Origin of the sequence: Stenotrophomonas maltophilia (assembly GCF_001676385.1) — a bacterium.
In the GTDB taxonomy this organism is placed as follows: Bacteria; Pseudomonadota; Gammaproteobacteria; order Xanthomonadales; family Xanthomonadaceae; genus Stenotrophomonas; species Stenotrophomonas maltophilia_J.
The window spans coordinates 103122-127339 of sequence record NZ_LYVJ01000010.1; the positions used below are offsets into that span (position 1 = coordinate 103122).

A 24218-nucleotide genomic window follows, 5' to 3' on the forward strand; every position below is an offset into this window, starting at 1 on the left:
AGGCCGGGTTCCCCCGCCTTGCCGGCATCTGCGGGTTCCCTCCGGCGACTTTCCGGCACCCGCTGTCCTGGTACCGGGCACTGGGTGTGCCTGCGGCTGTGCACGCCGGTTTCACGCGCTATGCTGCGGTCTGGATGCAACTGATAAGGAAAGCGCGATGTTCCCGACCATGTTCTTTACGGTGGTACTGGCCTTCGTGGCCGTGGTGATCCTGTTCAAGGCGGTTCGCATGGTGCCACAGGGGTACGAATGGACTGTCGAGCGCTTCGGGCGCTACACCCACACCATGACACCCGGCCTGCACTTCCTCATCCCGATCGTCTACGGGGTGGGGCGCAAGGTGAACATGATGGAGCAGGTGCTGGACGTGCCGAGCCAGGAAGTGATCACCAAGGACAACGCTGCCGTGCGGGTGGATGGCGTGGTGTTCTTCCAGGTCCTGGATGCAGCCAAGGCAGCCTATGAAGTGGCCAACCTGGAAGTGGCGATGATCGCGCTGGTACAGACCAACATCCGCACCGTGATCGGTTCGATGGACCTGGACGAATCATTGAGCCAGCGCGAGGTGATCAACGCGCAGCTGCTGAGCGTCGTCGACCACGCCACCAACCCGTGGGGCGTGAAGGTCAACCGCATCGAGATCCGCGACATCCAGCCGCCGCGCGACCTGCTCGATGCGATGGCGCGGCAGATGAAGGCAGAGCGTGAGAAGCGCGCGCAGATTCTCGAGGCGGAGGGTTCGCGGCAGTCGGAGATCCTGCGTGCCGATGGCGAGAAGCAGGCCACCGTGCTGGAGGCCGAAGGCCGTCGCGAAGCTGCGTTTCGCGATGCCGAGGCGCGCGAGCGCCTGGCCGAGGCCGAAGCGAAAGCGACCCAGGTGGTGTCGGCCGCGATCGCCGAAGGTGATGTGCAGGCGATCAACTACTTCGTCGCGCAGAAGTACGTGGAAGCGTTCAAGGAACTGGCCAGTTCGCCGAACCAGAAGCTGGTGCTGATGCCGATGGAAGCCAGTGGCGTGATCGGTTCGATCGCTGGCGTGGCCGAGCTGGCCAAGCAGGCGCTGGCTTCGCAGAACAAGGTGCCGGCGGGCAACCGGCCGCCGCCGATCGGAGGCTGACATGCGCTGGGACGTTGCAGGTTGGGGCATGTTGGCGCTGCTGCTGTTCGCTGCCGAGGCACTGGCGCCGGGCGCGTTCATGCTGTGGATCGGCATCGGCGCGGCAGCGGTGTTCGTGCTGGTGGCGGTCTTCAGCGACATCCCACTGCTGTGGCAGGTCGTCGCCTTCGTGCTGCTGAGCATTGTCTCGATCCAGTGCTACAGGCGCTGGGGGCGGCCGCGGGCACGGCCCAGCGATGCACCGCTGCTCAACCGCCGCGCGGAGCAGCTGATTGGCAGGGAGGTCACGCTGCAGCAGGGAATCGTGGGTGGGCAGGGACGCATCAGCATCGATGATGCATCCTGGCAGGTGAGCGGCCCCGATCTGCCAGCCGGCGCGCGGGTGAGGATATGCAGCGTGCAGGGCACCGTGCTGGTGGTCGAGTCCGCCGCCTAGCGCAGCGCCCGCGTGGCCACCGGACCCGCATGCCGCGGCCCGGTCCGCATGACGCTGCGCTGCGGCACGCCTGCGGGCGGCCGATCTGGGATAATGGGGATTCTTGTTTCCTCTGTTGCCGGACCCGGTCATGACCCAGAAGACGCTGCTCAACGATACCCACCGCGCCCTTGGCGCCAAGATGGTCGATTTCGGGGGTTGGGACATGCCCATCCACTACGGCTCGCAGCTGGACGAGCATCATCTGGTGCGCCGCGATGCCGGCGTGTTCGACGTCAGCCACATGACCGTGGTCGACCTGCGCGGCGAGCAGGTCAAGCCGTTCCTGCGCCGCCTGCTGGCCAACTCGATCGACAAGCTGAAGGTGACCGGCAAGGCGCTGTACTCGTGCATGCTGAATCCGCGCGGCGGCGTCATCGACGACCTGATCGTCTACTACCTGGGTGAGGATTTCTTCCGCATGGTGGTCAATGCATCCACCCGCGAGAAGGACCTGGCCTGGCTGCGAGAGCAGGCCGCGCCGTTCGGCGTTTCCGTCGAGCAGCGCCCGGACCTGGCCATCCTCGCCGTGCAGGGTCCGCAGGCGCGCGACATCGTCATCGGCCTGGCGCGTGAAGCCGACCGCGAAGCCCTTGCCGGACTGGGCCGCTTCGCCGCCCTGCAGGCGCAGTCCGACGACGGCGTCGAGCTGTTCGTCGCGCGCACCGGCTACACCGGTGAGGATGGGTTCGAGATCCTGCTGCCGCAGGATGCCGTGGTCGCCTTCTGGAACCGCCTGCTGGCGGCGGGCGTGAAGCCGGCCGGCCTCGGCGCGCGCGACACCCTGCGCCTGGAAGCGGGCATGAACCTGTACGGCCAGGACATGGACGAAGCGACCAGCCCGTATGAAGCGGCGCTGGCCTGGACCGTGTCGCTGGACGAAGGCCGCGACTTCATCGGCCGCGACGTGCTGGAGGCGCAGAAGGCTGCCGGCACCGCGCGCCAGATGATCGGCCTGGTGATGGACGAGAAGGGCGTGCTGCGCCATGGCCAGGCGGTGACCACCGCCAGCGGCCAGGGCGAGATCCTGTCCGGCACCTTCTCGCCGACCCTGGCCAAGGGCATCGCCTTCGCCCGCGTGCCGGCGGGTGAACTCGGCGAGGTCACCGTCGACATCCGCGGCCGGCAGGTGCCGGTGCGCGTGGTCAAGTTCCCGTTCGTGCGCGAAGGCCAGGCCCAGCCCGGCGTGCTCCCCGGCAACTGATCCGGACATGCCGGTCGCCACCGTCAGCAAGGGCGACCGGTTGGTTACACTAGCCCCGTTTTTTCCACCCCCTGCATATTTCTGGAGCAGTCCCATGAGCGAGATCCCCGGCGACCTCAAGTTCCTCAAGTCCCATGAGTGGGCCCGTGTCGAAGGCAACGGCCGCGTCACCGTCGGTATTTCCGACCACGCCCAGGGCCTGCTGGGTGACCTGGTCTACGTCGAACTGCCGGAAGTCGGCGCCGAGGCCAAGGCCGGCGAACAGATCGCCGTCGTCGAGTCGGTAAAGGCCGCCTCGGACGTCTACAGCCCGGTCAGCGGCAAGGTGGTCGAGGTCAACTCGGCCCTGTCCGACAAGCCGGAAACCATCAATGAAGATGCCTATGGCGAAGGCTGGATGTTCGTGGTCGAGCTGACCAACACCGAAGAGGTCAACGACCTGCTGGATCCGGACGCGTACGCCGAAGTCCTGGAGAACGACGACCACTGAGTCGCCGCCAGCGGTTCTGGAAACGGCCACCTTCGGGTGGCCGTTTTTGTTTTGGCGACCGCTTCGGACTCATGGCAGTGGCTTCGCAGCGCACCCGCGGCGGGGCACCAGCGGGCCGTCGAACGGCACCGATCAGCGTGCGCAGTTTTGCGCAAATCCGCGTTTCCACCCCACGCCGGCGTACCCGGATGTGAAAAAAATTCTGCCCCCGTTGCAGTGCCGTTGTGCCGGCGCTGGCGGTGACGCGGGGCATTGCCAGCGACGCGTGCCTATCGTGATGGCGAAACTGGATGCCTTTGCGCGGAGCGCTTATTTCAAGTGTTTTTTGTTCAATGCACGTGCCTGCATTGCCACGGGCGATGCGTGCGAACGGTGCCTTGTTGGTTGTCGCGGGCGCGCCGCAGCGTCGATGCCGCTGCCGCCGTGGATCGTGGCGATGTGAAAATTTTTCGCGGGGGTTGTTGACAGTAAAAAAAACCGTGATTAGGTTTCGCCTCAGCAGACCTTGCCTGCCTAACCGAGTGCGCAGAATCAATCGTCCGATGCGAAGCAGCCCCTTCAAGACCACCGCGCCCCTGATGACGGTGGACACGGCCCCGCTTCCCCCGGAGAAATGCAAGGCAGCTTCCGTTCCGATGTCCGCTCCGCCGATCGAGGTGGGCATCGCCGTATCCGTAACGGCGCGCCAGACGCGCCGGCGGTCCCCGCACGCAGCACCCGCGGGTTTGATCCACCTGGGCGTTTCAACTCCCTATCACTGACGAGGAGCCATCCCATGGCAACCAAGAAAGCTGCGAAGAAAAAGCCCGCCGCCAAGAAAGCGGTGAAGAAGGTCGCGAAGAAGGCCGCTGCCAAGAAGGCAGTGAAGAAGGTCGCGAAGAAGGCAACTGCCAAGAAGGCGGTGAAGAAGGCTGCGAAGAAGGTCGCCAAGAAGACCACTGCGAAGAAGGCGGTGAAGAAGGCGGCGAAGAAGGTAGCCCGGAAGCCGGCCAAGAAGACCGCCAAGAAGGCCGTCAAGAAGGTCGCCAAGAAGGCAGTGAAGAAGACTGCCAAGAAGGCCGCCAAGAAGACCACTGCCCGCAAGCCGGCCAAGAAGGTCGCCAAGAAGGCGGTGAAGAAGACCGCTAAGAAGGCCACCAAGAAGGCTGCCCCGAAGAAGGCTGCGAAGAAGGTCGCCAAGCGCAAGCCGGCCGCCCGCAAGAAGAAGGCTGCTCCGGTCGCTCTGCCGGCAACCCCGGCGCCGCTGATCTAAGTACTTCCCGATAGCCGCATCCTGAAACCCCCTTCCCTGTTGCCCAGCAGGGAGGGGGTTTTTTTATGCCCTGGGGCTGGTGCTGGCAGGGGGCGGAAAGCGCTCCACCAGGAAGTCGAGGAAACTGCGCAGGCGGGTCGAGCGGTAGCGAGCGTGGGCATAGACCACATGCATTGGCCGGCCGGCCCGGCCCTGCTCGGGGAACAGTTGTACCAGCCGCCCGGCGTCGACATCGGCGGCCAGCAGCAGATCTGCCTGCAGCACGATGCCCAGTCCATGCAGTGCCGCCGCACGCAGTGCTTCACCGTTGTTGATCTGCAGCCGTGCGCTGGGCGCCCCGTCGAGCCTGCCTGCATCGGCTTGAAGCCACTGCGCCAGCGCGCTGGGGTCGAACGACAGGCATTGGTGCCCGGCAAGCGCCTGCAGGTTCCGGGGTGTGCCGTGGCGGGCAAGATACCCGGGCGAGGCGCACATCATCAGCCGGTAGGGCGTGAGCGCCCGCGCCACCAGTGCCGTACTGCCGGCCAGCGTGCCGATGCGCAGGGCGGCTTCAAACCCTTCCTCGGCCAGATCGACCACGCGATCGGTCAGGGTCACCTCGACGCGGACATCCGGATAGCGCGCCAGGTAATCGGCCAATGCTGGTACCAGTGCATGGGTGCCGAAGATCACCGGTGCGCTGATGCGCAGCGTGCCGGCAGGTGCCAGCTGCTGGTGCTGGGCCTGTGCTTCGGTCTCGTGCACCAGGCGCAGGATCTCCTTGCAGCGGAGGTAGTAGTCCTCGCCGAAGGGCAGCCCACCACGGTGGACGCCACTGACGATGTCTGGGAAGAGGCGATCGCACTGAACTTCTCTGCGGCGCGACGCCTGACCCAGGCGTTGTTGCCACCGATGCGGGAACAAGGCTGGGTGCGCATCATCAACTTCGGTGGTTCGATGGAACCACGCACGGTGAACGCTGCCACGTCGGCAAAGGCGGCGCTGCATCTGTGGAGCAAGGGACTGGCCACGGAGGTGGCGGCGCAAGGCATCACGGTCAACACGATCGCGCCGGGACGGATCAACAGTGCGCAGGTCCTGGGCCGCCTCCACCCCACGGAGGAAAGCCGGCGCGGGTTCATCGCCCGCAACATCCCGGTCGGCCGGTTCGGCGAGCCGGAAGAAGTGGCGCCCCTGGTAACGTTCCTTGCCTCGCCGCTGGCCGGTTACATCACCGGCGCGGTGATTCCGGTGGACGGGGGCATGCACTACTTCGCGCACTAGCGCCCGGAACTGTAGAGCCGAGCCATGCTTGGCTGATTCAAGCAGCCGAGCCTGGGCTCGGCTCTACAACAACAAGAAGGGCGACCCGCAGGCCGCCCTTCGCACGCACGCTCGAGCCCGCCAGCTCAGCGTGGCGAGGCCACGGCACGGTTGCTCGAAGCGCCCTTGCGCTTGTCCGGCTGCGCCGGGCTCGCGCCCTCGGCCATCAGGTTGTCGCTGCCGAAGTCGGTATCCACGTCGAGCCAGCGCTGCGCAGGCAGGCCCAGGGCCGAGTCAAGCACGGTCGGCAGCAGGCCGCTGGGCAGGCTGCTTTCGCCATTCCAGAGAATGGCGATGCCGAGATCGCGCTCTGGTACCAGCGCCACCAGGCCGCGGTAGCCCTGTACGGCACCGGCATGGAACACCACGTCGTGGCCGGCGTAGTCGAAGGTGCGCCAGCCCAGTGCATAACCGGCCGAGTGCAGGCGCTCGCGTCGCCAGCCCGAACGCATCTCGCCCGGGGTGCTGATCAGGCTGGAGTGCAGGGTTGCCAGCAGTGGCGCAGGCAGCACATCGGGGCGGTGCCCGGTGTGGGCCAGCAGCCACTGCGCCATGTCGCTGGCGCTGGCATTGACGCCGGCAGCCGGGGCGACGCGGTAGTAGGTTGGCTTCGGCGTCAGCGAGACCCAGCCATTGCGGCTGCGCACGTGCGGGCGTGCCCAGCGCGAGCTTGCCTGGATGCCGGCCAGGCCGAGACTGGCATCGTTCATGCCCAATGGCTTGAAGATGCGGCGCTCGACCGACTGCTCGTAGAAGCTCCCCGAGGCGGCATAGACCACGTCGCCGATCAGGCTGAAGGCCACGTTCTGGTAGGCGTAGCAGTCGCCGGGCAGGCACTTGAGGCTGGTGTTGGCCAGCTTCTGGGTCAGTGCGTAGTACTCGGCGTTGCCTTCGATGTCGCGGTCGTAGGCGTTATACGGCAGGCCGACGCGATGGCTGAGCACGTCCGCCACGGTGAGGCGCTCGGTGGCTTCCGGTGAATTCAGGCGGAAGCCCGGTACATAGTCGGTGACCTTGCTGTCCCAGCGCAGGGTGCCGTCGTTGACCAGCAGGCCGGCCATGGTGCCGGCAAATGCCTTGGACAGCGAGGCCAGGCGGAACACGGTGTGGGCGTCGACCGGCAGCGGATTGTTGACGTCGGTGACGCCGTAGCCACGCGCACTGAGGATGCGGCCGCCCTGCACGATCGCCACTGCCATGCCCGGCACGCGCTCGCCATAGGTGAGCTGCTGCGCCATCGATTCGATGTTGGCGACGTTGAAGCCGGCGGCCGGTGGCTGCACCCTCGGTACCAGGCCGGTACGGTACGCCGCCGGCTGGGTGTGGGCGACGGCTGCGGCAGCGGAAGATTCGATGTTGGCCGGCATCGGTGGCAATGCCGGCGGGGTCTGCGCGGTGGAGGACAAGGCAACAGGCATCAACATGCCCAGCAAACCGGTGGCCGCCGAACGGATCGGACGACGCAGGCTGTTCTTTTTCATCGGTTGGACCCGTGCGCGACTGCTGATGGCGATTCTAGCGCCGCTTTTCGCCTGTGCACAAACGAAGCGAAGATGAATGCGCATCTCTTTGAAAAAGTTGGGATTTTGACGTCCCGAAAGTGTGTCCGAACGTGTCGTCCCGGGGCTGGCCTCGTGCACCGTTGCAGGCAGCAGGGCGCGTCGCGCTGGCGGTGTTGCAGTGCATTGGCTAACGTACGCGCTCCATCATCCCCGGAGCCTGCCATGCCGTTGTCCAACCGCCGTCCATGGGCGAGGGACGCCGCGTGAGTGCGGCACGGGACAGCAGGGCGCTGCGCGGCCTGGTGGAGGCCTTGCGCGAGTCGCCGGCGCTATGGTGGTCATTCCTTTATTTCTTCTGCCTGCTCAGCGGCTACTACGTGTTGCGACCGGTGCGCGAGGCGATGGCCGCCTCGGCAGATCTGGAGACCGTCTTCCCGCCGGCCATGATCGCCTGGTTCGCCAGCCACGGCATCGCGCTGAAGGACTTTGTCCTGCAGTTCCTGTTCTCCTGCGTGTTCCTGGCCATGCTGGTGCTGCAACCGGTCTACGGCTGGCTGGTCAGCCGCTTCCCGCGCCGGGTGTTCCTGCCGGCGGTGTATGGCTTCTTCATCGTCACTCTGCTCGCGTTCTACATCCTGTTCGACAGCGGCGTACCCGGTCGGGGCATGGCGTTCTTCCTCTGGGTGATGGTGTTCAACCTGTTCGCGGTGGCCGTGTTCTGGAGTTTCATGGCCGATGTGTTCTCCAACGCGCAGGCGCGCGCTTACTACGGTTACATTGGGGCGGCGGGCACCGTTGGTGCCTTCCTGGGGCCGCTGATCACCAGTGCCTTGGCGCAACGGGTTGGAATCGCCAACCTGATGCTGGTGTCGGCCGGTTTTCTGGTCATCTGCCTGTTCTGCATCTGGCGTCTGCGGCACTGGGCGGTGCTGCGCGAGCGCGAGCAGCAGCTTGTGTCGGGCGAGAAGCCGATGGGCGGTAGCGTGCTGGATGGCCTGAGGCTGATCGTGCGCGAACCACTACTGCGCTGGCTGGCGATCATGGTGGTATTCGGCGTGGGCGTCGGCACCCTGCTGTACAACCAGCAGGCCAGCATCGTGCGCGCGGCGTTCACCGACCCGGCCGCGAGCACGGCGTTCTTCTCGCGCATCGACCTCGCGGTGAACGCGCTGACGTTGCTGCTGCAGTTGAGCCTGACCCGCTGGCTCCTGTCGCGCCACGGCATCGCCCCGGCGTTGCTGATTCCCGCCTTCGCGGTCCTGGCCGGCTTCTCGGTGCTGGCCGCCTCGCCGTTGCCGATCATGGTGGCCGTGGTGCAGGTGATGACCCGGGCCAGCGAATTTTCGTTGTTCAAGCCGGCACGTGAAACCATTTACACCCGTGTCGACCGTCAATGGCGCTACAAGGCCGGTGCAGCGATCGACACGGTGGTCTACCGCGGTGCCGACCTGAGCTTCACCTGGATCCACAAGGCGCTGAGCTTGTTCGGTTCGCATGTGGTGTTCATCGGTGGCGCAGTGGTTGCCGGCTTCATGACGCTGGCCGCGTTTGGTGTGCTGCGCGAGGAAAAGAAGCTGCCGCGCGACCGCTGATTTTGCCGGGGCCGGATCCCTGTCCTGCAGGAAGAGGGGCCTGGCCCGTTCTCCATCCCCATCCAAGGAATCGCCATGTACTGGCTCGCACTCGCCCTGACCCTGCTGGTCGCACTGCTGCACGTCTATTTCCTGGTGCTGGAGATGTTCCTGTGGACCCGCCCGCTGGGATTGAAGACGTTCCGCAATACGCCGGAGAAGGCGCAGGCCACACGCGTGCTGGCGGCCAACCAGGGCGTGTACAACGGTTTCCTGGCGGCGGGCATCGTGGCAGGGCTGGTGACCGGGCAGCCGGTGCTGGTGACGTTCTCGCTGGCCTGCGTGGTGGTGGCGGGGTGCTACGGGGCGTATAGCGTGAGCCGCCGCATCTTCATGATCCAGGCGGTGCCGGCGATCCTGGCGTTGGTTCTTCGCGCGGTGGCGTGATTTCCAGCCAACGGCGCAGCCCCTCGTGGGGTGGCCGCGAAATGCTTGTCATGGGGTGGTCGGGCGGGTTGGGTTCGCGGGGGACGCCGCAAGTACGTCCGTGTAGGCTTGGCCGCGGCATCCATGCCGCGGACACCCCCGCGAACCCAACCCGCCCGGCCCCTGGCAGTTTCCGTGGGCGGCCAGCCCACGGAGAAGAAAAAGAAGATCAAGAGCAACAGCGGGTCGCTGCGCTCGTGGGTTGTGCGCGCATGAAAGAAGCGGCCGGTGGGCCGCTCTTGCTTCTGCTTCTGCTCTTCTTTTTTCTCTTGCGTGGGTAGACGCCGCAGAGATCCGTCCGAGGCTGGGGGCAGTGGGTTCGCGGGGGTGTCCGCGGCATGGATGCCGCGGCCAAGCCCCCAGGGATGGGTTCACGGCGTCCCCCGCGAACCCACCGCCCCCAGCCAAACTAGGGCTTTCCGCGATCAACCGTCCACCCACGAGGGGATACGTCGTTCGCGGCAACACTACTTCGCCGGCGACATCCACATGTCGATGACCGCGCTGAACACTTCGGTCCCCGCGCGGTCGCGCACGCTCACCGTCACCGGCAGCGCATAGCCTTCGGTTGCCACCACGATCGGCTGCGCCGGCAGTGCCACCGCGTGCAGCGTGCCACGTGCCTTGGCCAGGTACTGCACCTGCATCCCCTTGGGGATCCAGCGCATGCCCCTCGGCAGCGAGGCATCGACCATCAACCCGGCAGTCAACTCGGCCAGGTTGCACATCGCGATCGCGTGCACCGTGCCGATATGGTTGCGCACCCGGCGGCGATCGGCCAGCGTGCCCTCGCAGCGACCGTGTTCCAGGCGGGTGATGCGCGGCGCGATGCTGGCGAAATAAGGCGCCTTGAAGCAGACCGCACGCGAGAACAGCCATTTGCCGGCAGGCCAGCGCTGCAGGCGGTGGTAAAGCGAGAGCAGGGGCGTGACCATGATCGGGTTCCGTTCGGCCGATAAAGCGACGGCGGGCCAGGGCCCGCCGTCGAGAGGAAACGCGCATCGCGGTGATCAGGCCGCCTGCGAATGCGGGTCCTTGTGCTGGCGGTCGTAGTAGCTGGCCGCGCGCAGTTCGTGGGTGTCGAAGTCGTCCACGGTGATGGTGTCCAGGGTCAGCGCACGCAGCTCTTCCAGCAGGCTGCGCTCGTCCTGGGTGATCACGCCTTCGGCCACGGCTTCGTCCAGCTGGCTCTTGAAGTCCAGCGCTTCGATGCCCTTGCTCTTCAGCGCCTTCAGGAACTTGCGCTCCACCGGTTCGGCCATGATCGCCTTGCTCAGGTAGTTGTTGATGCGGCCGCCCGGGTTGTTCTCGCACGGGGTCAGGAACACGCCGTTGGCCAGCCTGTCGCGGGCTTCGTTCGGCGCCATCAGCAGGGCGGCGACGCGACGGCTCAAGCGGTCGCCCGGGGCTTCGGCACGACGGCCCAGCGGGAAGATCAGCGCCCACATCAACCAACCGATCGGGCGGATCGGGAAGTTGCGCAGCGCGGCTGACAGCGATTCCTCGATCTTGTGCACGCTGTCATGGAAGGCCCAGGCCAGCAACGGCTGGTCGGCCTGCGGCGCGCCTTCATCGTGGTAGCGCTTGAGCATGGCGCTGGTCATGTAGATGTGGCTCAGCACGTCGCCCAGGCGGCCGGACAGCGATTCCTTGAACTTCAGCTTGCCGCCGAGGGTCATCATCGAGATGTCGGCCATGAGTGCCAGATTGGCCGAATAGCGGTCCAGCTTGCGGAAGTAGCGGCGGGTATAGGCGTCGCCGGGAGCGGCGCCGAAACGCGCACCGGTCAGGCCGAACCAGAACGAACGCACAGCGTTGGAGAGGCCGAAGCGGATGTGGCCGAACAGGCTGCGGTCGAATTCCTGCAGGCCGGCACGGGTATCCGGATCCTGCGCGGCCTTCATTTCCTTCAGCACCCACGGATGGCAGAGGATCGCACCCTGGCCGAAGATCAGCAGGCTGCGGGTCATGATGTTGGCGCCTTCCACGGTGATCGCGATCGGCGCGGCCTGCCAGCTGCGGCCGGCAAAGTTGCGCGGCCCCAGGATGATGCCCTTGCCGCCGATCACGTCCATCATGTCCGAGATCACTTCGCGGCTCATGGTGGTGCAGTGGTACTTGGCGATTGCCGACGGCACCGACGGCACGTCGCCGCGGTCGACCGCCGCGGCGGTGGCCTGCGACAACGCACTGATCTTGTAGGCCTTGCCGCCGATGCGGGCCAGCGCTTCCTCGACGCCCTCGAAGCGGCCGACCGACAGGCCGAACTGCTTGCGGATGCGTGCGTAGGCGCCGGTCACGGCGGCACCCGCCTTGGCGCCGCCGCTGGCGGTGGAGGGCAGGGTGATCGAGCGGCCCACGGCCAGGCACTCGTTGAGCATGTTCCAGCCCTTGCCGGCCATCGCAGCGCCACCGATCAGCTGGGTCAGCGGGATGAACACATCCTTGCCCTTGATCGGGCCGTTCTGGAACGTCGAGTTCAGCGGGAAGTGGCGACGGCCGATTTCCACGCCGGCGGTGTCGCGTGGCAGCAGGCCCAGGGTGATGCCGATGTCGCGGGTATCGCCGATCAGGCCGTCCGGGTCGTACATGCGGAACGCCATGCCGATCAGGGTCGCGACCGGGGCCAGGGTGATGTAGCGCTTGTCGAAGGTCAGCCGCACGCCGAGCACCTGCTCGCCGTTCCACTCGCCCTTGCAGACGATGCCGTAATCGGGAATCGAGGTGGCGTCGGAGCCGGCGAACGGGCCGGTCAGGCCGAAGCAGGGCACTTCGCGGCCATCGGCCAGGCGCGGCAGGTACTGGTCCTTCTGCTCCTGGGTGCCGTAATGCACCAGCAGCTCACCCGGGCCCAGCGAGTTGGGCACGCCGACAGTGGAGCTGACCACCGACGACACCGACGCCAGCTTCTGGATCACCTTGTGGTGGGCCAGCGCAGAGAAGCCCAGGCCACCGTACTCCTTGGGGATGATCATGCCGAAGAACTTGTTCTTCTTGATGAAGGCCCAGAGCTCCGGCGGCAGATCGGCGTGGACGTGGGTGATCTCCCAGTCGTTGACCATCGTGCACAGCTCTTCGACCGGGCCATCCAGGAAGGCCTGCTCTTCGGCGGTCAGCTGCGGCTTGGGATAGTTGAGCAGGATGTTCCAGTCCGGATCACCGGTGAACAGCTCGCCTTCGAAACCGACCGAACCGGTTTCCAGCGCGATGCGCTCGGTCTGCGACAGCGGCGGCAGCACCTTGCGGAACACCTTCATCATCGGGCCGGTCAGCAGCGGCTTGCGGATGAACGGCAGCAGCAGTGGCACGGCGATCAGCGCCAGCACGGCCGCCGCGACGATGGTGGCGGTCGGGTTGACGTAGGGAATGAACCAGCAGGCGACCAGCAGGGCCACGCTGACCAGCGTCCAGGTAACCAGCCGCATGCGGTGGTAGGCGACGAACGCGCCTGCCAGCAGCAGGGCGAGGAAGGGAAGAACGATGCTCATGAGCGTGCTCCGGTGACGTGCTCGTTTGTGGCGGACGAAGCCGCAGCATCCGCTGCGGGCAACACGTCCAGATAGTCCAACACAGTAGCGGTAAAGGCGTCGTTGTCATCGCCGGCGACCATATGCGTGGCCTGCGGCAGCTGCACATGGCGCGCGTGTGGCGCCAACGCCAGGAACTCGGCCACGGTCTGTGGCGTGACCAGATCACTGCGGCCGCCGCTGACCAGCAGCAGCGGGCACTTCACCTGGCGCGCGGCATCGGCCAGTGCGTCCTGGTGCTGTTCGCTGTCGCGGGCCAGCTCGGCCACCAGGCGCGGGTCCCAGTGCCAGCGCCAGCGGCCGCGGCCGTCTTCGCGCAGCAACGCACGCAGCGACTGCTCGGATTTGCGAGGGCGGTGCGGCAGATAGGCCGAGATCACGTCGGCCGCCTCGGTCAGCGAGGCGAAGCCGTCAGGATGGGCCGTCATGAACGCGAGGATGCGCTCGACGCCGGCGGTATCCCAGCGTGGGGTGATGTCAACCAGCACCATCGCTGAGAACAGGCCCGGCCAGCGCGACTCGGCCAGCAGGCCGAACAGCCCGCCCATCGACGCGGCGACCAGTACCGGTGGGCGCGGCTGCTCACCGGCCAGCACGATCAGGTCGTCGGCAAACTGTTCGCCGTGATAGGGCAGGTCGGCGGCATTCCAGTCGGAATCGCCATGGCCGCGGGCGTCGTAGGCCAGCGTCTGCAGGCCAGCCGCGCTCAGTGCGCGGGCAGTGGCGTTCCAGGCGTGGCGGGTCTGGCCGAAGCCGTGCGCGAACAGGACCCGGCCGCGTCGGCCATGGTCGCTTGCGGTCGCCGCCAGACGGGCGCCATGGGCGGCGTCCATGCGCAGATCATGAAACGCGGCGGGAGTAGGGGATGTGACCATACTTGTTAGTATGGAGCGCTTCCAAGGGAAGTCAATACTGCATGGTATGGTGCGCTGCGGCAGGTGCACTCGCGGCTTCGGTGACGGTTTCGACCGCAACCGCGTACTGCAACGAACCCCGGCGTATGGTTAAATCAGCACATGAATCAACCTGACGCTTCCGCCGGCGAACCGCGCGCCGGCCGCAACAGCCGCCTGAGTGCCGAAGACTGGGCTCAGGCGGCCCTCGATCTGATTGCTGAACAAGGCGTGGGTGCCGTCGCGGTCGAACCGCTGGCACGACGACTGGGAGTGACCAAGGGCAGCTTCTACTGGCATTTCCCCTCGCGTGACGCGTTGCTGCAGGCGGCGCTGGAGCGCTGGGAACTGTTCGAACAGGAGCAGGTGTTCGGCAGCCTGGAAGACGTGCCGGACCCCCGGGTCCGCCTGCGCCAGCTGTTCCAGATGGTGGCGCATGAAGTGCAGCCGCACATCATCTACAGCGAGCTGCTGAAGGCGCTGGATCACCCGATGGTACGCCCGGTGATCGACCGCGTTTCGCAGCGTCGCCTGGATTACCTGGTGGCCTCGTTCCGCCAGGCGGGCCTGAGTTCGACCGATGCACGCCACCGTGCGCGGTTGGCGTATGCGGCGTACGTGGGCTTCCTGCAGTTGTCGCTGCAGCTGCAGCAGCCGAAGCAGGCGCGCGAGGATTTCGAAGCGTATGTCGAGCATCTCATCGAGACCCTGATCCCGAACGGGTAGACGTCTTCGACTGCAGGCAGGCGACGGGGAAGGCCGCGGCAATGCCGCGGTTTTTTCGTTGCACGGCGCAGGTGCCACAAAAAAACCGCGGCCCCGAAGGGCCGCGGTCATCGTGCCACTACTACATGGTTGCGATCAGAACTTCTGGTTGTAACGCATGTAGAAGAAGCGGCCCGGGATTTCGTACTGCGGGTCGAACGAGTTGGCGAAGGTGGTGTACGACTTCGGCGGATCGCGGTCGAAGGCGTTGTTCACACCCACGGTGATCTGGCCGTTCCACGGGGTCTTCCAGTAGGCGCTCAGATCGGTGTACGTGACGCTCGGGATGTGGCGCTGCGGATCCGGCTCGCCGCCGCGACCGATGTGGTCCGGATCCGAGCACAGGCGGCCGAAGTTGCCGTTGGCGCCGCCGGTGTAGTTGGAGCCGGTGCAGTCCTCGACCTGGCTGGAGTAGTAGCGTGCCGAGGCATTGACGCCGAAATCACCCAGCTGCCAGTTGACCAGCAGGTTGGAGCGCAGACGCCAGTAGTTGTCGCGATCCAGGTAATTGCCGACGCGGTTGTAGCCCTCGGTCACCGGGTCTTCGATCGTGTAGCTCGAAGTGTAGGTGGTATCCAGGATGAAGTTGAAGCTGCCGAAACGGGTATCCGGCAGGCGGTAGCCCAGGGTGACGTCCCAGCCTTCCACTTCCATCGTGCCGACGTTGTTCGACACGGCCAGCATGTTGGAGATCTGGCCGGTGTTGTCGCGGGTGATCGCGTTGCACAGCGAGGTCACGCCCTTCTCATAGCAGGCGTCCAGCATCTGCTGGGCGGTCTGGGCGTAGATCGCGTCCTCGATCTTGATGTTCCACCAGTCCACCGACACGTCGAGGCCAGGTGCGAAGCTCGGGCTGTAGACGAAGCCGAGGGTCTTGGAGGTGGAGGTCTCCGGGCCCAGCTGGGTGTTGCCGCCAACGGTCGTGCGGATCTGCGAATTCGCCTGCGGGTAGCGCGGCACGCCGGCGCAGCTGGCCGGGCTGGCGGGGTTGGGAACGCCTTCCACGGAGCCGGCGCACGGATCGGCGACGTCTTCGAAGGTATCGCTGACACCGGAATACAGCTCGCTGATCGACGGAGCGCGGAAGCCCTGCGACCAGTTACCGCGGACCATCAGGTCGTTGATCGGCTTCCAGCGGAAACCGAACTTGCTGTTGGTGGTGTTGCCGAAGTTGCTGTAATCCGAGAAGCGGGTCGCAACCGAGAAGTCCAGCAGCTGGGCACCGGTGACACCGGACAGCAGCGGGATGGCCAGTTCGAGATAGGCCTCGTCGAGGCTGTAGCCGCCCTTGGTGGCGGTACGGGCGTTGCCGGTGGTATCACCGGAGTTGATCAGGGCGTCCGGATCATCGAAGCCCGATTCGTTGCGGTGCTCGACACCGAGCGAGAAGGCGAATGCGCCACCCGGCAGGTCGAACAGCTCGCCGCCGATGCTGCCGTAATAGGTCTTCTGCTCGTAGCCGTAGACGTCGTGCGCGGTGAAGCCGGCATAGTCGATCATCTCCTTGGTCAGCGAGCCGGGGCCGCTGAGCATGTTCATCGGCACGCAGCGATCGATCACGTTACCAGCGGTACCGCAGCGAGCGATGCCGTCGCCGTCGATGAACGACGGGCCGAGGGCATTGCGCAGCGCCGAGATGTTGAAGAAGCCGCTGGTGATGTCAGTCTGGTCGTTCTTGCCGTAGAACATACCGGCTTCCCAGTTCCAGAACCGGCCGTTGACTTCGAAGTCACCCTCGAATGCGCCGTTGAACCCGTAGGTCTTGACGTTCTGCTTGTAGATGCGGCCACCAGTCTCCATCGCACGATACTGGATGTAGTTGATGTCGCGGCCGGTGTTGTTGTAGATGTTGTCGGCGCTGATGACGATGTTGGCGCCGTTGGTGCCTGGAGCCGCGCGACCCAGCACGATCGGCATGGCAGCCAGGATCTGCTCGGACTTGCGCTCGTTGTAGGTCACCGTGGTCTTGAAGCGGACGTTGTCGGTGATCGACAGGCCAGCGTCAGCGAACACCGAGGTGCGTTCCTGCGGAGTGACCAGCAGGTTGCCCGGGGCGTGATTGAAGCTGTCGGCCGAGGTGTAGTTGCGCCAGGTGCTGCCACCGTCGCCGGTGACGAAATAACCTTCGGAACCGTTCGGGCGGGTCGAGCCGAAGACCGGATTGCCTTCGTCGTCAACGCCAGTCTGGCCGTAGTAGCCGAAACGGCCGCCCGGCGTGGTGGAGCTGTTGCCGGTATTCGGCAGCGCGCCGTAGGTCGGCACCGCCGAGATCTTGCGGTCGCCCGCCCAGACGGGCTCTTCCTTCACGTAGCCGACGCCCAGAGTGGCGTGCCAGCGTTCACCGCTCGAGCCGATGGTGAAGTCGTACGATTCGCGCGAGCCGTCGCCCTTGTCGTACTGGCCGAAGTAGGCATTGGCCTCGGCGCCGTCGAAATTCTGCCGCAGGATGATGTTGACCACACCAGCGATGGCGTCCGAACCGTAGATGGTCGACGCGCCGTCCTTCAGCACTTCGATGCGCTCGACGGCGGCGGTCGGGATGGTGTTCAGGTCGACTGCACCGCCCAGGCCGGTACCGCCAACCCAGCGGCGGCCGTTGACCAGCACCAGGGTACGGTTGGAACCCAGGTTGCGGAGGTTCACGCGGGTCTCGCCGTTGCCACCGTTGTTATAGGTGCTGTTGAGGCTGGAACCGTTGACGCTGATGTTCTGGATGATGTCGCCGATCGAGGTCTGGCCCTGCGCGGCGATCTGCTCGCGGCTCATGGTGAAGACCGGCTGCGAAGTCTCCAGATCGGCTCGCTTGATTCGCGAACCAGTGACTTCGATCTTGTCGAGGGTTTGGGTTTCCTGGGCGTGTGCAGCGCCGGTAGCAGCGGCGGTTGCGGCCAGGGCCAGCGCGATTGCATCGCGCAGCTTGTGGTTCCTGCGGTTCATTGGCTCTCTCTCTCCAAGGAAATCTTGGCTGGGTGATTGCCTGCGTGCGGAGCGAAAAGGCGCTCCAAATAACGCGAGGCTGAACCGATAGTAGCCGCCCTTTCCCAGAAATTAAAGCTCCGTTAATTCACGCTGTGCTTCCTGCGATTTCAGATTGAATCGCAAGAAAATCAACGAGTTGTGCACTCATCTGGCGCAAGCCAAGGCGCCGGCAGCGCAGCTCGCCCAGAGAAATGTTGTCGTTTTTTTTATGTCGCTACGTATCAGAGCGCAGCGAGCGGCCCGCTGGCGGGTCCCAAAACACGACGGGCGCCCGAGGCGCCCGTATGCTGCGATCCCTGTCGGTCGGGAGGGTGTGCCTGGATCTACAGATCCTGCTCGTACCGGACATACGGCACGGTGCCGTCGTCGTTGCTCTCGTTGCGCGGAGAGAACGGATTCTTGCCCCGGCTGATCACGTTCTCCGCACCCACGGTGAGCTGGCCGGACCACGGAGTGCGCCAGGTCAGGCCGATGCCCAGGCCTTCCCATTTGCCGGGCTTGCCCGGCACGTCGACCACGCGGCCGATGATGCTGCCGGAGAAATTGCCGTAACCGGCGCCGATGCTCAGGCTCTTGCTGTCCCAGCGGTCGGCGATGGCCGGTGCGGCATCCGCCAGCGGTACCAGGCGCGCCTTGGCGTAAGTGCCGGCGATGGACACGAATCCTTCGCGCCCGAGATTCTTCTGCGCGAACACGGTCAGGTCGTTCTGCTCGGCGCGCAGCGCTGGCGTCCTGTTCGGGCCCGCCAACCAGGCCGGCAGCGTCTCACGGCCACTGCCGGCGGTGATGCCCAGGCGGCTGTTGCCACGGTTCAGGGCCGCAGTGCCGGTAAAGCGGCGGCTGTTGAGATCGTCGTCGTCCCCCAGGCTGGCCAGCATGCAATGGCTGGCCAGGCCACTCATGCTGGTCCCACTGCTGCTGTTGCAGAGCAGGCCCAGCGAGTCGCCGGAAGACAGGCCAAAGGCGGCATCCAGCGAATTGCGGCCGAAATGCCAGCGCGCGCCTGCTGCCTGTTCTCCGGTGGGTTCCAGATAGAGCAGGGCCTCGACCTTGCCGCTGCCCTTGTTCCACACCGGCAGCACGGTCCGGGTGTCCTTGCTCTGCGCATGCGCGCCCGTGATCGCGCCAAGGGCGATCAGCAGGGCCAGCGGTAGACGCAGGAAGGTACGCATCGGACCAGTTCAGACAGGGACGGACAGCGGAAGTTCCCGCCGGAGCGGGGACTTGATCCTAGGGTGTTTATGAATTCTTAACAAGCCTTGATCCCCCCAGATTCAAGACCAGCTGACTATTGCAGCCGCTCAGGTGCCGGCACGGCCCCCTCGGCACTGTGAAACAGTATGCCGAACTCCGTCAAAGGAAAGTGATACTCCCGTCCGCAGAATTCGCAACGGACTTCCACCGCGCCGGTGCCCTCAGCCGCCGCCCGTGCCTCGTCCTCGCCCAGCGACTGCAGCATCGATGCAACCCGCTCGCGGGAGCAGGAACAGGCGAAGGACAGCGGTTTTTCGCCCATCAGCTGGGGTTTCTCTTCGTGGAACAGGCGGTGAAGCAGCTGCCCGGCTGGGGTCGCCAGCAGTTCTGCCTTGCCCAGAGTCTCGAACAGGGCACTGGTGCGGGCCCAGCCATCCTCGTCGCCTTCGTCGCCCGGCAGCTTCTGCAGCAGCAGGCCGGCGGCACCGTTGCGGTCGGCGGCCAGCAGCAGGCGGGTCGGCAACTGCTCGGACTGGCGGAAATAGTCCTCGAAGGCCTCGTCCAGCTCCGGAGCGGTCAGCGCGACCAGGCTCTGGTATCGCTGGGGTTCGCGCGGGTCCAGGCCGGGGTTTTCGATGGTGATGGCGAGGAGGGCGTCATCGCCCAGGCTGGACAGGTCGCGCGGCGCGTCGGTGTCTTCGCTGAGCTGGGCGATGCCGCGGAGCGTGCCCGCAGCGGTGCACTCGGCGAACAGGGTGCGAAGGGCGGTGCTGCTGCGCAGCTGGATCGACAGACGGCCATCTATCTTGGTGTGGCCGGTGAACAGTGCCGAGGCCACGCAGGCCTCGCCAAGCAGTTCGGCGGCGGTGTCCGGGTACCGGGCGTGGGACAGGATTTCCTGCCAGGTGGCCTGCAGGCGCACGTGGACGCCACGGACGCCGGCGTCGGGAAGCAGGAAGCGGATCAGGGAATCGGGGTTGGCGGTCATCGGCTCACATCGCGCGTAAACGAGGGCGGTTGCCGGATAATGCGCCGACAACCAGGCATGAAGAAGGATGCACCAGTAATGGGGTCAGGGGGAGAGCCGCACAAGGTGGAGGCGCCGGTGCCGCGCCGTCGTCGCTGGCGCTGGAAGCGGTTGCTGTGGCTGCCGGTGCTGCTGGTGGCCTTCAGCTGCCTGCAGGTGCTGGTGCTGCGCTTCCTCGACCCTCCGGTGTCCATGGTGATGCTGTGGCGCTATGGCGAAGCGCTGGGCGAGGGCGACTGGTCCTATCGCCTGCATTACCAATGGCGCGACCTGGACCAGATGGCGCCGAGCCTGCCGATCTCGCTGGTGGCCGCCGAAGACCAGCGCTTCCCCGACCACAACGGTTTTGACCTGCAGGCCATCGAAAAGGCCCGCGACCACAATGCCAGGGGCGGGCGCCTGCGGGGCGCCAGCACGATCAGCCAGCAGGTGGCCAAGAACCTGTTCCTGTGGCAGGGCCGCAGCTGGATCCGCAAGGGCCTGGAGGCCTGGTACACGGTGCTGATCGAGCTGCTGTGGCCGAAGGAGCGGATCCTGGAGATGTACGCCAACATCGCCGAGTTCGGCGACGGGGTGTACGGCGCGCAGGCGGCCGCCCGCACCTTCTGGGGCAAGGATGCATCGAGGTTGAGCCCGGCCGAGAGCGCGCGCCTGGCTGCGGTGCTGCCGGCACCGCGCCGCTACAACGCGGCAGCGCCGGGGCCGTACGTGCAGCGGCGTGCGGCGTGGATCCAGCGCCAGGCGCGGCAGCTGGGCGGCGCGGCCTACCTCTCGCAGGATTGAGGGGGCCTTGCCTGGCGCGGTGGGGCCGGCATGCCAGCAGGCAACGTACAATCGACGCATGACCCGCGAACGGCTCACCCTTGTCATCGCCGCCTACAACGAGGCCCTCGCACTGCCATTGCTGCATCCGCGGTTGTGCGCGGTACTCGATGGCATGCCCGACGTCGAGGGCCACATCCTGTATGTGGATGACGGCAGTCATGACGGCACCTGGGAGGTGATCGCCGGCCTGGCCCAGTCCGATGCGCGTGTGTCCGCCCTGAAGCTGTCCCGCAACTTCGGCAAGGAGGCGGCGCTGACTGCCGGCCTGGACCGGGTGCGCGAAGGTGCGGCGATGATTCTCGATGCCGACGGCCAGGATCCGCCGGAGCTGGTGCCACAGTTCGTCGCGCGTTGGCGCGAGGGATATGACAATGTCTACGGCACGCGCATGGCCCGCGATGGCGAAGCCTGGATCAAGCGCGCCACGGCCGCGATGTTCTATCGGGTGATGGGGCGGCTGTCGCGTACGCCGATCCCCGCCGACACCGGTGATTTCCGCCTGCTCTCGGCGCGTGCGCTGAGCGCGCTGCGTGGGATGCGTGAACGCCATCGCTTCATGAAGGGGCTTTTCAGCTGGGTGGGATTCAAGCGGATTGCCATGCCCTACCACCGCCACGCGCGCGTGGCCGGCACCAGCAAGTTCAGCCTGTGGCGATTGTGGAACTTCGCGCTGGAAGGCATTACCGGGTTCTCGACCGTGCCGCTGCGTGCGGCCACCTATCTCGGGCTGGTCACGGCGGCCGTGGCGTTTGTGTTCGGTGTCTGGGTGATCGCCAAGGCGGCGCTGTACGGTGACCGCGTGGCGGGCTGGCCGACGATGATGGCCGTGATCCTGTTCCTGGGCGGGGTGCAGCTGATCGCGCTGGGACTGATCGGCGAATACCTGGGGCGGCTGTACGAGGAGTCGAAGCAGCGCCCCTTGTATCTGGTTGACGCGTGGCTAGCATCCGGCGTGGCAGACTCGGCCCTGCAACCCACCCTGGGAGGGCAGGCAGATGACGACGGTACGGCAACTGTTGGACGGCAAGTCTCCTGAAGTACATGCGGTCGCGCCGGATGCGGCGGTGATCGATGCGATCCGGTTGATGGCGGAAAAGGGCATCGGTGCGGTGCTGGTGATGGACGGGCCACGGCTGGTCGGGATCCTGTCCGAGCGTGATTACGCGCGCAAGATCGTGCTGCGTGATCGTTCGTCGCGCGATACGTCGGTTGCCGAGATCATGACGGCGCAGGTGGTGACGGTGTCTCCGGGCGAGCAGGTGGAGCACTGCCTGCAGCTGGTGACTGATTACCGCATCCGCCACCTGCCGGTTGTGGAGGGCGCGCAGGTGCTGGGGGTGATCTCCATTGGCGACCTGGTGAAGTCGGTGATCGATGCGCAGCGGCGCGAACTGGACCAGCTGCAGCAGTACATCGTCGCGGGATGAGTGTGTGTGTCGCTGGCGGGCCTGCGGCCCGCCGGCCCGCTTTTTGAAGCCCAAAGCCAAAGCCAAAGCAGCGCCTATCTGATGCGCCGGGGGGCGGAGGGCATGGCCGTGCAGGACACGCCGTAAACCCCGCTCCGCGGTCCGGCCTGCGTCACCCCCCCTCGGACCACGATCAATCCAAGCGCCACGAACGAACGCTCCTACTTCGCATACTGCCCTCCGCAGTCGGCGTCCTTGCCCGGCCCCGGCTCGATGGTGGCCAGCAGCGCCGCCGGCGGGGCGATGCTGCCCAGTGCCAGGGCTACGGCGCCGCGGATGCCCAGCGCCTTGAAGTCCGGGCGGAACGACGGGTCCTTGAAGGTGCCGGCGATGTGCAACGGGGAGCGCAGCACGAGGATGCTCCTGTCCTTCGGGCGTGGCTTCAGCAGCAGGTCCAGGGTCTCGTCGCGCAGGCTGACCGTGCCTTCGCCGATCAGGATCGTATCGGTGGTATCCACCGCCAGCGCCTGGCTGGTCATCAGGCCGTCGCGCACGCCGAAATCGGCGAAGGCGCAGCGCAGGGGGATCTGCTTGTCGCCGGTCACCAGGAATTTCAGCGACTCGGTGATGTCCAGGCCGGCCAGCTCCATCACCAGGTTGCCGACATGGCCACGGCCCATCGCCAGGCCGACCTTGCCGCTGCTGCTGCCGAGCATCGCGGCGATCGAATTGCCGCGACCACTCAGGTCCACCTCGCCGCCGATGCCGCCCTTGGCCTGCTCGGCGAGCTTCGCATCCGGGAACAACTGGCCCAGCTGCACGCCGCGCACGCGCGCCTTCAGCGCGGTGCTGATCTGCGGCTGTCGCGCGTCCATGCGGATCGTACTGCGGATATCGCCACCGGCCACGCCGAAGTTCAGCGGATCCAGGCGCAGCAGTCCGTCGTCCAGCAGCAGGTGCGCGTCCATGTCATCCAGCGGCAACGAGGGTGCGTTGATGCGACGGGCTTTCCAGCGCACGTCGGCATCCATCGCCCTCAGCTTGCCGAGGCTGTAGGGCGTATCGGGCAGCACGCGCGCACGAGTGGCCAGCCGTGCGGACTCGGCTTTCTGCTCTGCATTGGCGGTTTCGCCGCCACCGGTTCTCGGCGGGGCGCCCACGAAGCCGGCCAGGTCATCGAAGTCCAGGCGCCTGGATTCCAGCGTGGCGGTCAACCGCGGCCGCGCGCCGCCCACTTCGAACTGCAGGTCGCCACCGAGGTCGCTGTCGCCGACCTTGCCGGTGAACCGCTCGTAGCGCCAGAGGTTGTGCTCACGCTTGAGGCGGCCGTGCAGCGCGTAGGGCGGGGAGGGCGGAATGGCGATGCCAAGCAATGGGTAGAGGTCGGCCAGGTCCTGGCCGCTGAGCGCGAACTGCAGGTCGAACACGCGCAGCTGGAATGGATTGGTCAATGTACCGCTGGCGACGGCGTGGGTGGCACCGGCCCGGCCGTCGAGGTGGATGCGGAACGGGTGGTCGCTGTCGGTCAACTCCAGTGGTGATTCAGTGCCGCCGCGCAGAGTGAACGGATTGCCCTGCCAGCGGCCTTCACCCTGCACCCGCAGCGGTGGCGCAGCGTCGGCCTGCTTCGGCTGGCCGCTGCGCACGTCCACACGGATATCGGTGCGCCCGAGCGCATCGAGGAACTGCAGGCGACCGTCATCGATGCGCAGCCGTTTGAGCTGTGGGCTTGTGCCACCGGCGCGATTACCGAGGAAATCCCAGTTGCCTGGTTCGCCCTTGCGCGGAGCGGTTTCCAGCAGCACATCCGGCCGGGTCAGGCGCACTTCCGGCAGCTGCATGCTGCCGCGCAGCAGGGACCACACCCGTACGTCGATCTCGACGCGGTCTGCCGTGGCCATATCGGGTTGCTTCGCCCAGCTGGCATTGGCGAAGGTGACCGCATCGGCGCGGATCGTACTGGTGCGGCCGAGGTCGACATCCAGGTGGCCGATGTGCAGCGCACGGCCGGTGCGTGCCTGCACTGCGCGCTCGACCGGGCCTTTGAACCAGTTCCAGTCCCACAACGCGATCAGCAGCAGGATCGCCGCCAGCAGGAAGATCAGGATCGTCAGCCAGCGCCGGCCTCGTGGGCCGGGGCGGCGCAGGTGCCAGCGGGGCGTGCGCTTTGCAGCAGGGGAGGCGGCAGCATTCACGCCGCCAT

The 24218-nt window shown here is 66.1% G+C and carries 21 protein-coding genes; 12 read left to right on the top strand and 9 right to left on the bottom strand.

Going from position 1 to position 24218, the window contains the following annotated elements:
- Window positions 1-157: 157 nt before the first annotated feature.
- The 5 genes from A9K58_RS13925 to A9K58_RS13945 all read left to right on the top strand — a co-directional run bounded on the left by A9K58_RS13925 (window position 158) and on the right by A9K58_RS13945 (window position 4538).
- Complete coding sequence (locus tag A9K58_RS13925; protein ID WP_065199897.1) at window positions 158-1117, top strand: SPFH domain-containing protein; 960 nt, start codon at window positions 158-160, stop codon at window positions 1115-1117.
- Between the two features lies 1 nt (window position 1118).
- Window positions 1119-1553 (top strand): NfeD family protein, encoded by a 435-nt coding sequence (locus A9K58_RS13930; protein ID WP_065199898.1) that lies wholly within the window; start codon window positions 1119-1121, stop codon window positions 1551-1553.
- A 130-nt stretch (window positions 1554-1683) separates the two neighbouring features.
- Window positions 1684-2796: a glycine cleavage system aminomethyltransferase GcvT gene (gene gcvT / locus A9K58_RS13935; RefSeq protein ID WP_065199899.1), complete on the top strand. Its 1113-nt coding sequence runs from the start codon at window positions 1684-1686 to the stop codon at window positions 2794-2796.
- Window positions 2797-2890: 94 nt separating this feature from the next.
- Window positions 2891-3286, top strand: coding sequence for a glycine cleavage system protein GcvH (gene gcvH / locus A9K58_RS13940; protein WP_065199900.1), 396 nt, complete (start codon window positions 2891-2893; stop codon window positions 3284-3286).
- Window positions 3287-4061: 775 nt separating this feature from the next.
- The gene (locus tag A9K58_RS13945; RefSeq protein ID WP_065199901.1) at window positions 4062-4538 is read left to right on the top strand and encodes a histone; all 477 of its coding nucleotides are present in this window, start codon (window positions 4062-4064) and stop codon (window positions 4536-4538) included.
- Between the two features lie 63 nt (window positions 4539-4601).
- Here the strand turns inward: A9K58_RS13945 and A9K58_RS13950 are convergent, their stop codons facing one another.
- Window positions 4602-5210, bottom strand: a complete 609-nt coding sequence (locus A9K58_RS13950; protein ID WP_407070830.1) for a LysR substrate-binding domain-containing protein — start codon at window positions 5208-5210, stop codon at window positions 4602-4604.
- On the opposite strand from A9K58_RS13950, the gene A9K58_RS13955 reads away from it, so the two are divergent.
- Window positions 5109-5801 (top strand): SDR family NAD(P)-dependent oxidoreductase, encoded by a 693-nt coding sequence (locus A9K58_RS13955; protein WP_407070831.1) that lies wholly within the window; start codon window positions 5109-5111, stop codon window positions 5799-5801. The genes A9K58_RS13950 and A9K58_RS13955 overlap by 102 nt on opposite strands.
- 125 nt (window positions 5802-5926) lie before the next feature.
- Here the strand turns inward: A9K58_RS13955 and A9K58_RS13960 are convergent, their stop codons facing one another.
- Window positions 5927-7321 (bottom strand): serine hydrolase domain-containing protein, encoded by a 1395-nt coding sequence (locus tag A9K58_RS13960; protein ID WP_065199902.1) that lies wholly within the window; start codon window positions 7319-7321, stop codon window positions 5927-5929.
- A gap of 284 nt (window positions 7322-7605) precedes the next feature.
- On the opposite strand from A9K58_RS13960, the gene A9K58_RS13965 reads away from it, so the two are divergent.
- Window positions 7606-8934, top strand: a complete 1329-nt coding sequence (locus tag A9K58_RS13965) for an NTP/NDP exchange transporter (protein ID WP_065199988.1) — start codon at window positions 7606-7608, stop codon at window positions 8932-8934.
- A gap of 75 nt (window positions 8935-9009) precedes the next feature.
- Window positions 9010-9360, top strand: a complete 351-nt coding sequence (locus A9K58_RS13970) for a DUF1304 domain-containing protein (protein ID WP_065199903.1) — start codon at window positions 9010-9012, stop codon at window positions 9358-9360.
- Between the two features lie 506 nt (window positions 9361-9866).
- Here the strand turns inward: A9K58_RS13970 and A9K58_RS13975 are convergent.
- The 3 genes from A9K58_RS13975 to A9K58_RS13985 form a co-directional block, all read right to left on the bottom strand.
- Entirely contained in the window at window positions 9867-10334 is a 468-nt protein-coding gene (locus tag A9K58_RS13975; RefSeq protein ID WP_065199904.1) for a hotdog fold domain-containing protein, read from the bottom strand.
- Window positions 10335-10409: 75 nt separating this feature from the next.
- On the bottom strand, window positions 10410-12887 hold the full coding sequence (locus A9K58_RS13980; RefSeq protein ID WP_065199905.1) for an acyl-CoA dehydrogenase: 2478 nt from the start codon (window positions 12885-12887) through the stop codon (window positions 10410-10412).
- On the bottom strand, window positions 12884-13759 hold the full coding sequence (locus tag A9K58_RS13985) for an alpha/beta fold hydrolase (RefSeq protein ID WP_231109322.1): 876 nt from the start codon (window positions 13757-13759) through the stop codon (window positions 12884-12886). Before A9K58_RS13985 ends, A9K58_RS13980 begins: the two co-directional genes overlap by 4 nt.
- 183 nt (window positions 13760-13942) lie before the next feature.
- Between A9K58_RS13985 and A9K58_RS13990 the strand changes: the two genes are divergently transcribed.
- Window positions 13943-14545: a TetR/AcrR family transcriptional regulator gene (locus tag A9K58_RS13990; protein WP_005418411.1), complete on the top strand. Its 603-nt coding sequence runs from the start codon at window positions 13943-13945 to the stop codon at window positions 14543-14545.
- A gap of 135 nt (window positions 14546-14680) precedes the next feature.
- Here A9K58_RS13990 and A9K58_RS13995 read toward each other — a convergent pair whose 3' ends face one another.
- From A9K58_RS13995 to hslO, 3 genes are all read right to left on the bottom strand, one after another.
- Window positions 14681-17521: a TonB-dependent receptor gene (locus A9K58_RS13995; RefSeq protein ID WP_065199907.1), complete on the bottom strand. Its 2841-nt coding sequence runs from the start codon at window positions 17519-17521 to the stop codon at window positions 14681-14683.
- Window positions 17522-17886: 365 nt separating this feature from the next.
- A complete protein-coding gene (locus A9K58_RS14000) occupies window positions 17887-18735 on the bottom strand; it encodes an XOO1806 family protein (RefSeq protein WP_065199908.1) in 849 nt (282 codons plus the stop codon).
- 116 nt (window positions 18736-18851) lie between these two features.
- Entirely contained in the window at window positions 18852-19745 is an 894-nt protein-coding gene (hslO, locus tag A9K58_RS14005) for an Hsp33 family molecular chaperone HslO (protein WP_065199909.1), read from the bottom strand.
- 78 nt (window positions 19746-19823) lie between these two features.
- Here hslO and mtgA point away from each other — a divergent pair, with 78 nt between their 5' ends.
- From mtgA to A9K58_RS14020, 3 genes are read left to right on the top strand one after another with little or no spacing between them, the layout of a single operon-like run.
- Window positions 19824-20567 carry a monofunctional biosynthetic peptidoglycan transglycosylase gene (mtgA, locus tag A9K58_RS14010; RefSeq protein WP_065199910.1) on the top strand — a complete coding sequence of 248 codons (744 nt, stop codon included), beginning with the start codon at window positions 19824-19826 and terminating at the stop codon, window positions 20565-20567.
- A gap of 58 nt (window positions 20568-20625) precedes the next feature.
- Window positions 20626-21645, top strand: coding sequence for a glycosyltransferase family 2 protein (locus A9K58_RS14015; RefSeq protein WP_065199911.1), 1020 nt, complete (start codon window positions 20626-20628; stop codon window positions 21643-21645).
- Window positions 21605-22036 (top strand): CBS domain-containing protein, encoded by a 432-nt coding sequence (locus A9K58_RS14020; protein ID WP_065199912.1) that lies wholly within the window; start codon window positions 21605-21607, stop codon window positions 22034-22036. Before A9K58_RS14015 ends, A9K58_RS14020 begins: the two co-directional genes overlap by 41 nt.
- A gap of 200 nt (window positions 22037-22236) precedes the next feature.
- Here the strand turns inward: A9K58_RS14020 and A9K58_RS14025 are convergent, their stop codons facing one another.
- Entirely contained in the window at window positions 22237-24210 is a 1974-nt protein-coding gene (locus A9K58_RS14025) for an AsmA family protein (protein ID WP_065199913.1), read from the bottom strand.
- Window positions 24211-24218 lie beyond the last annotated feature (8 nt).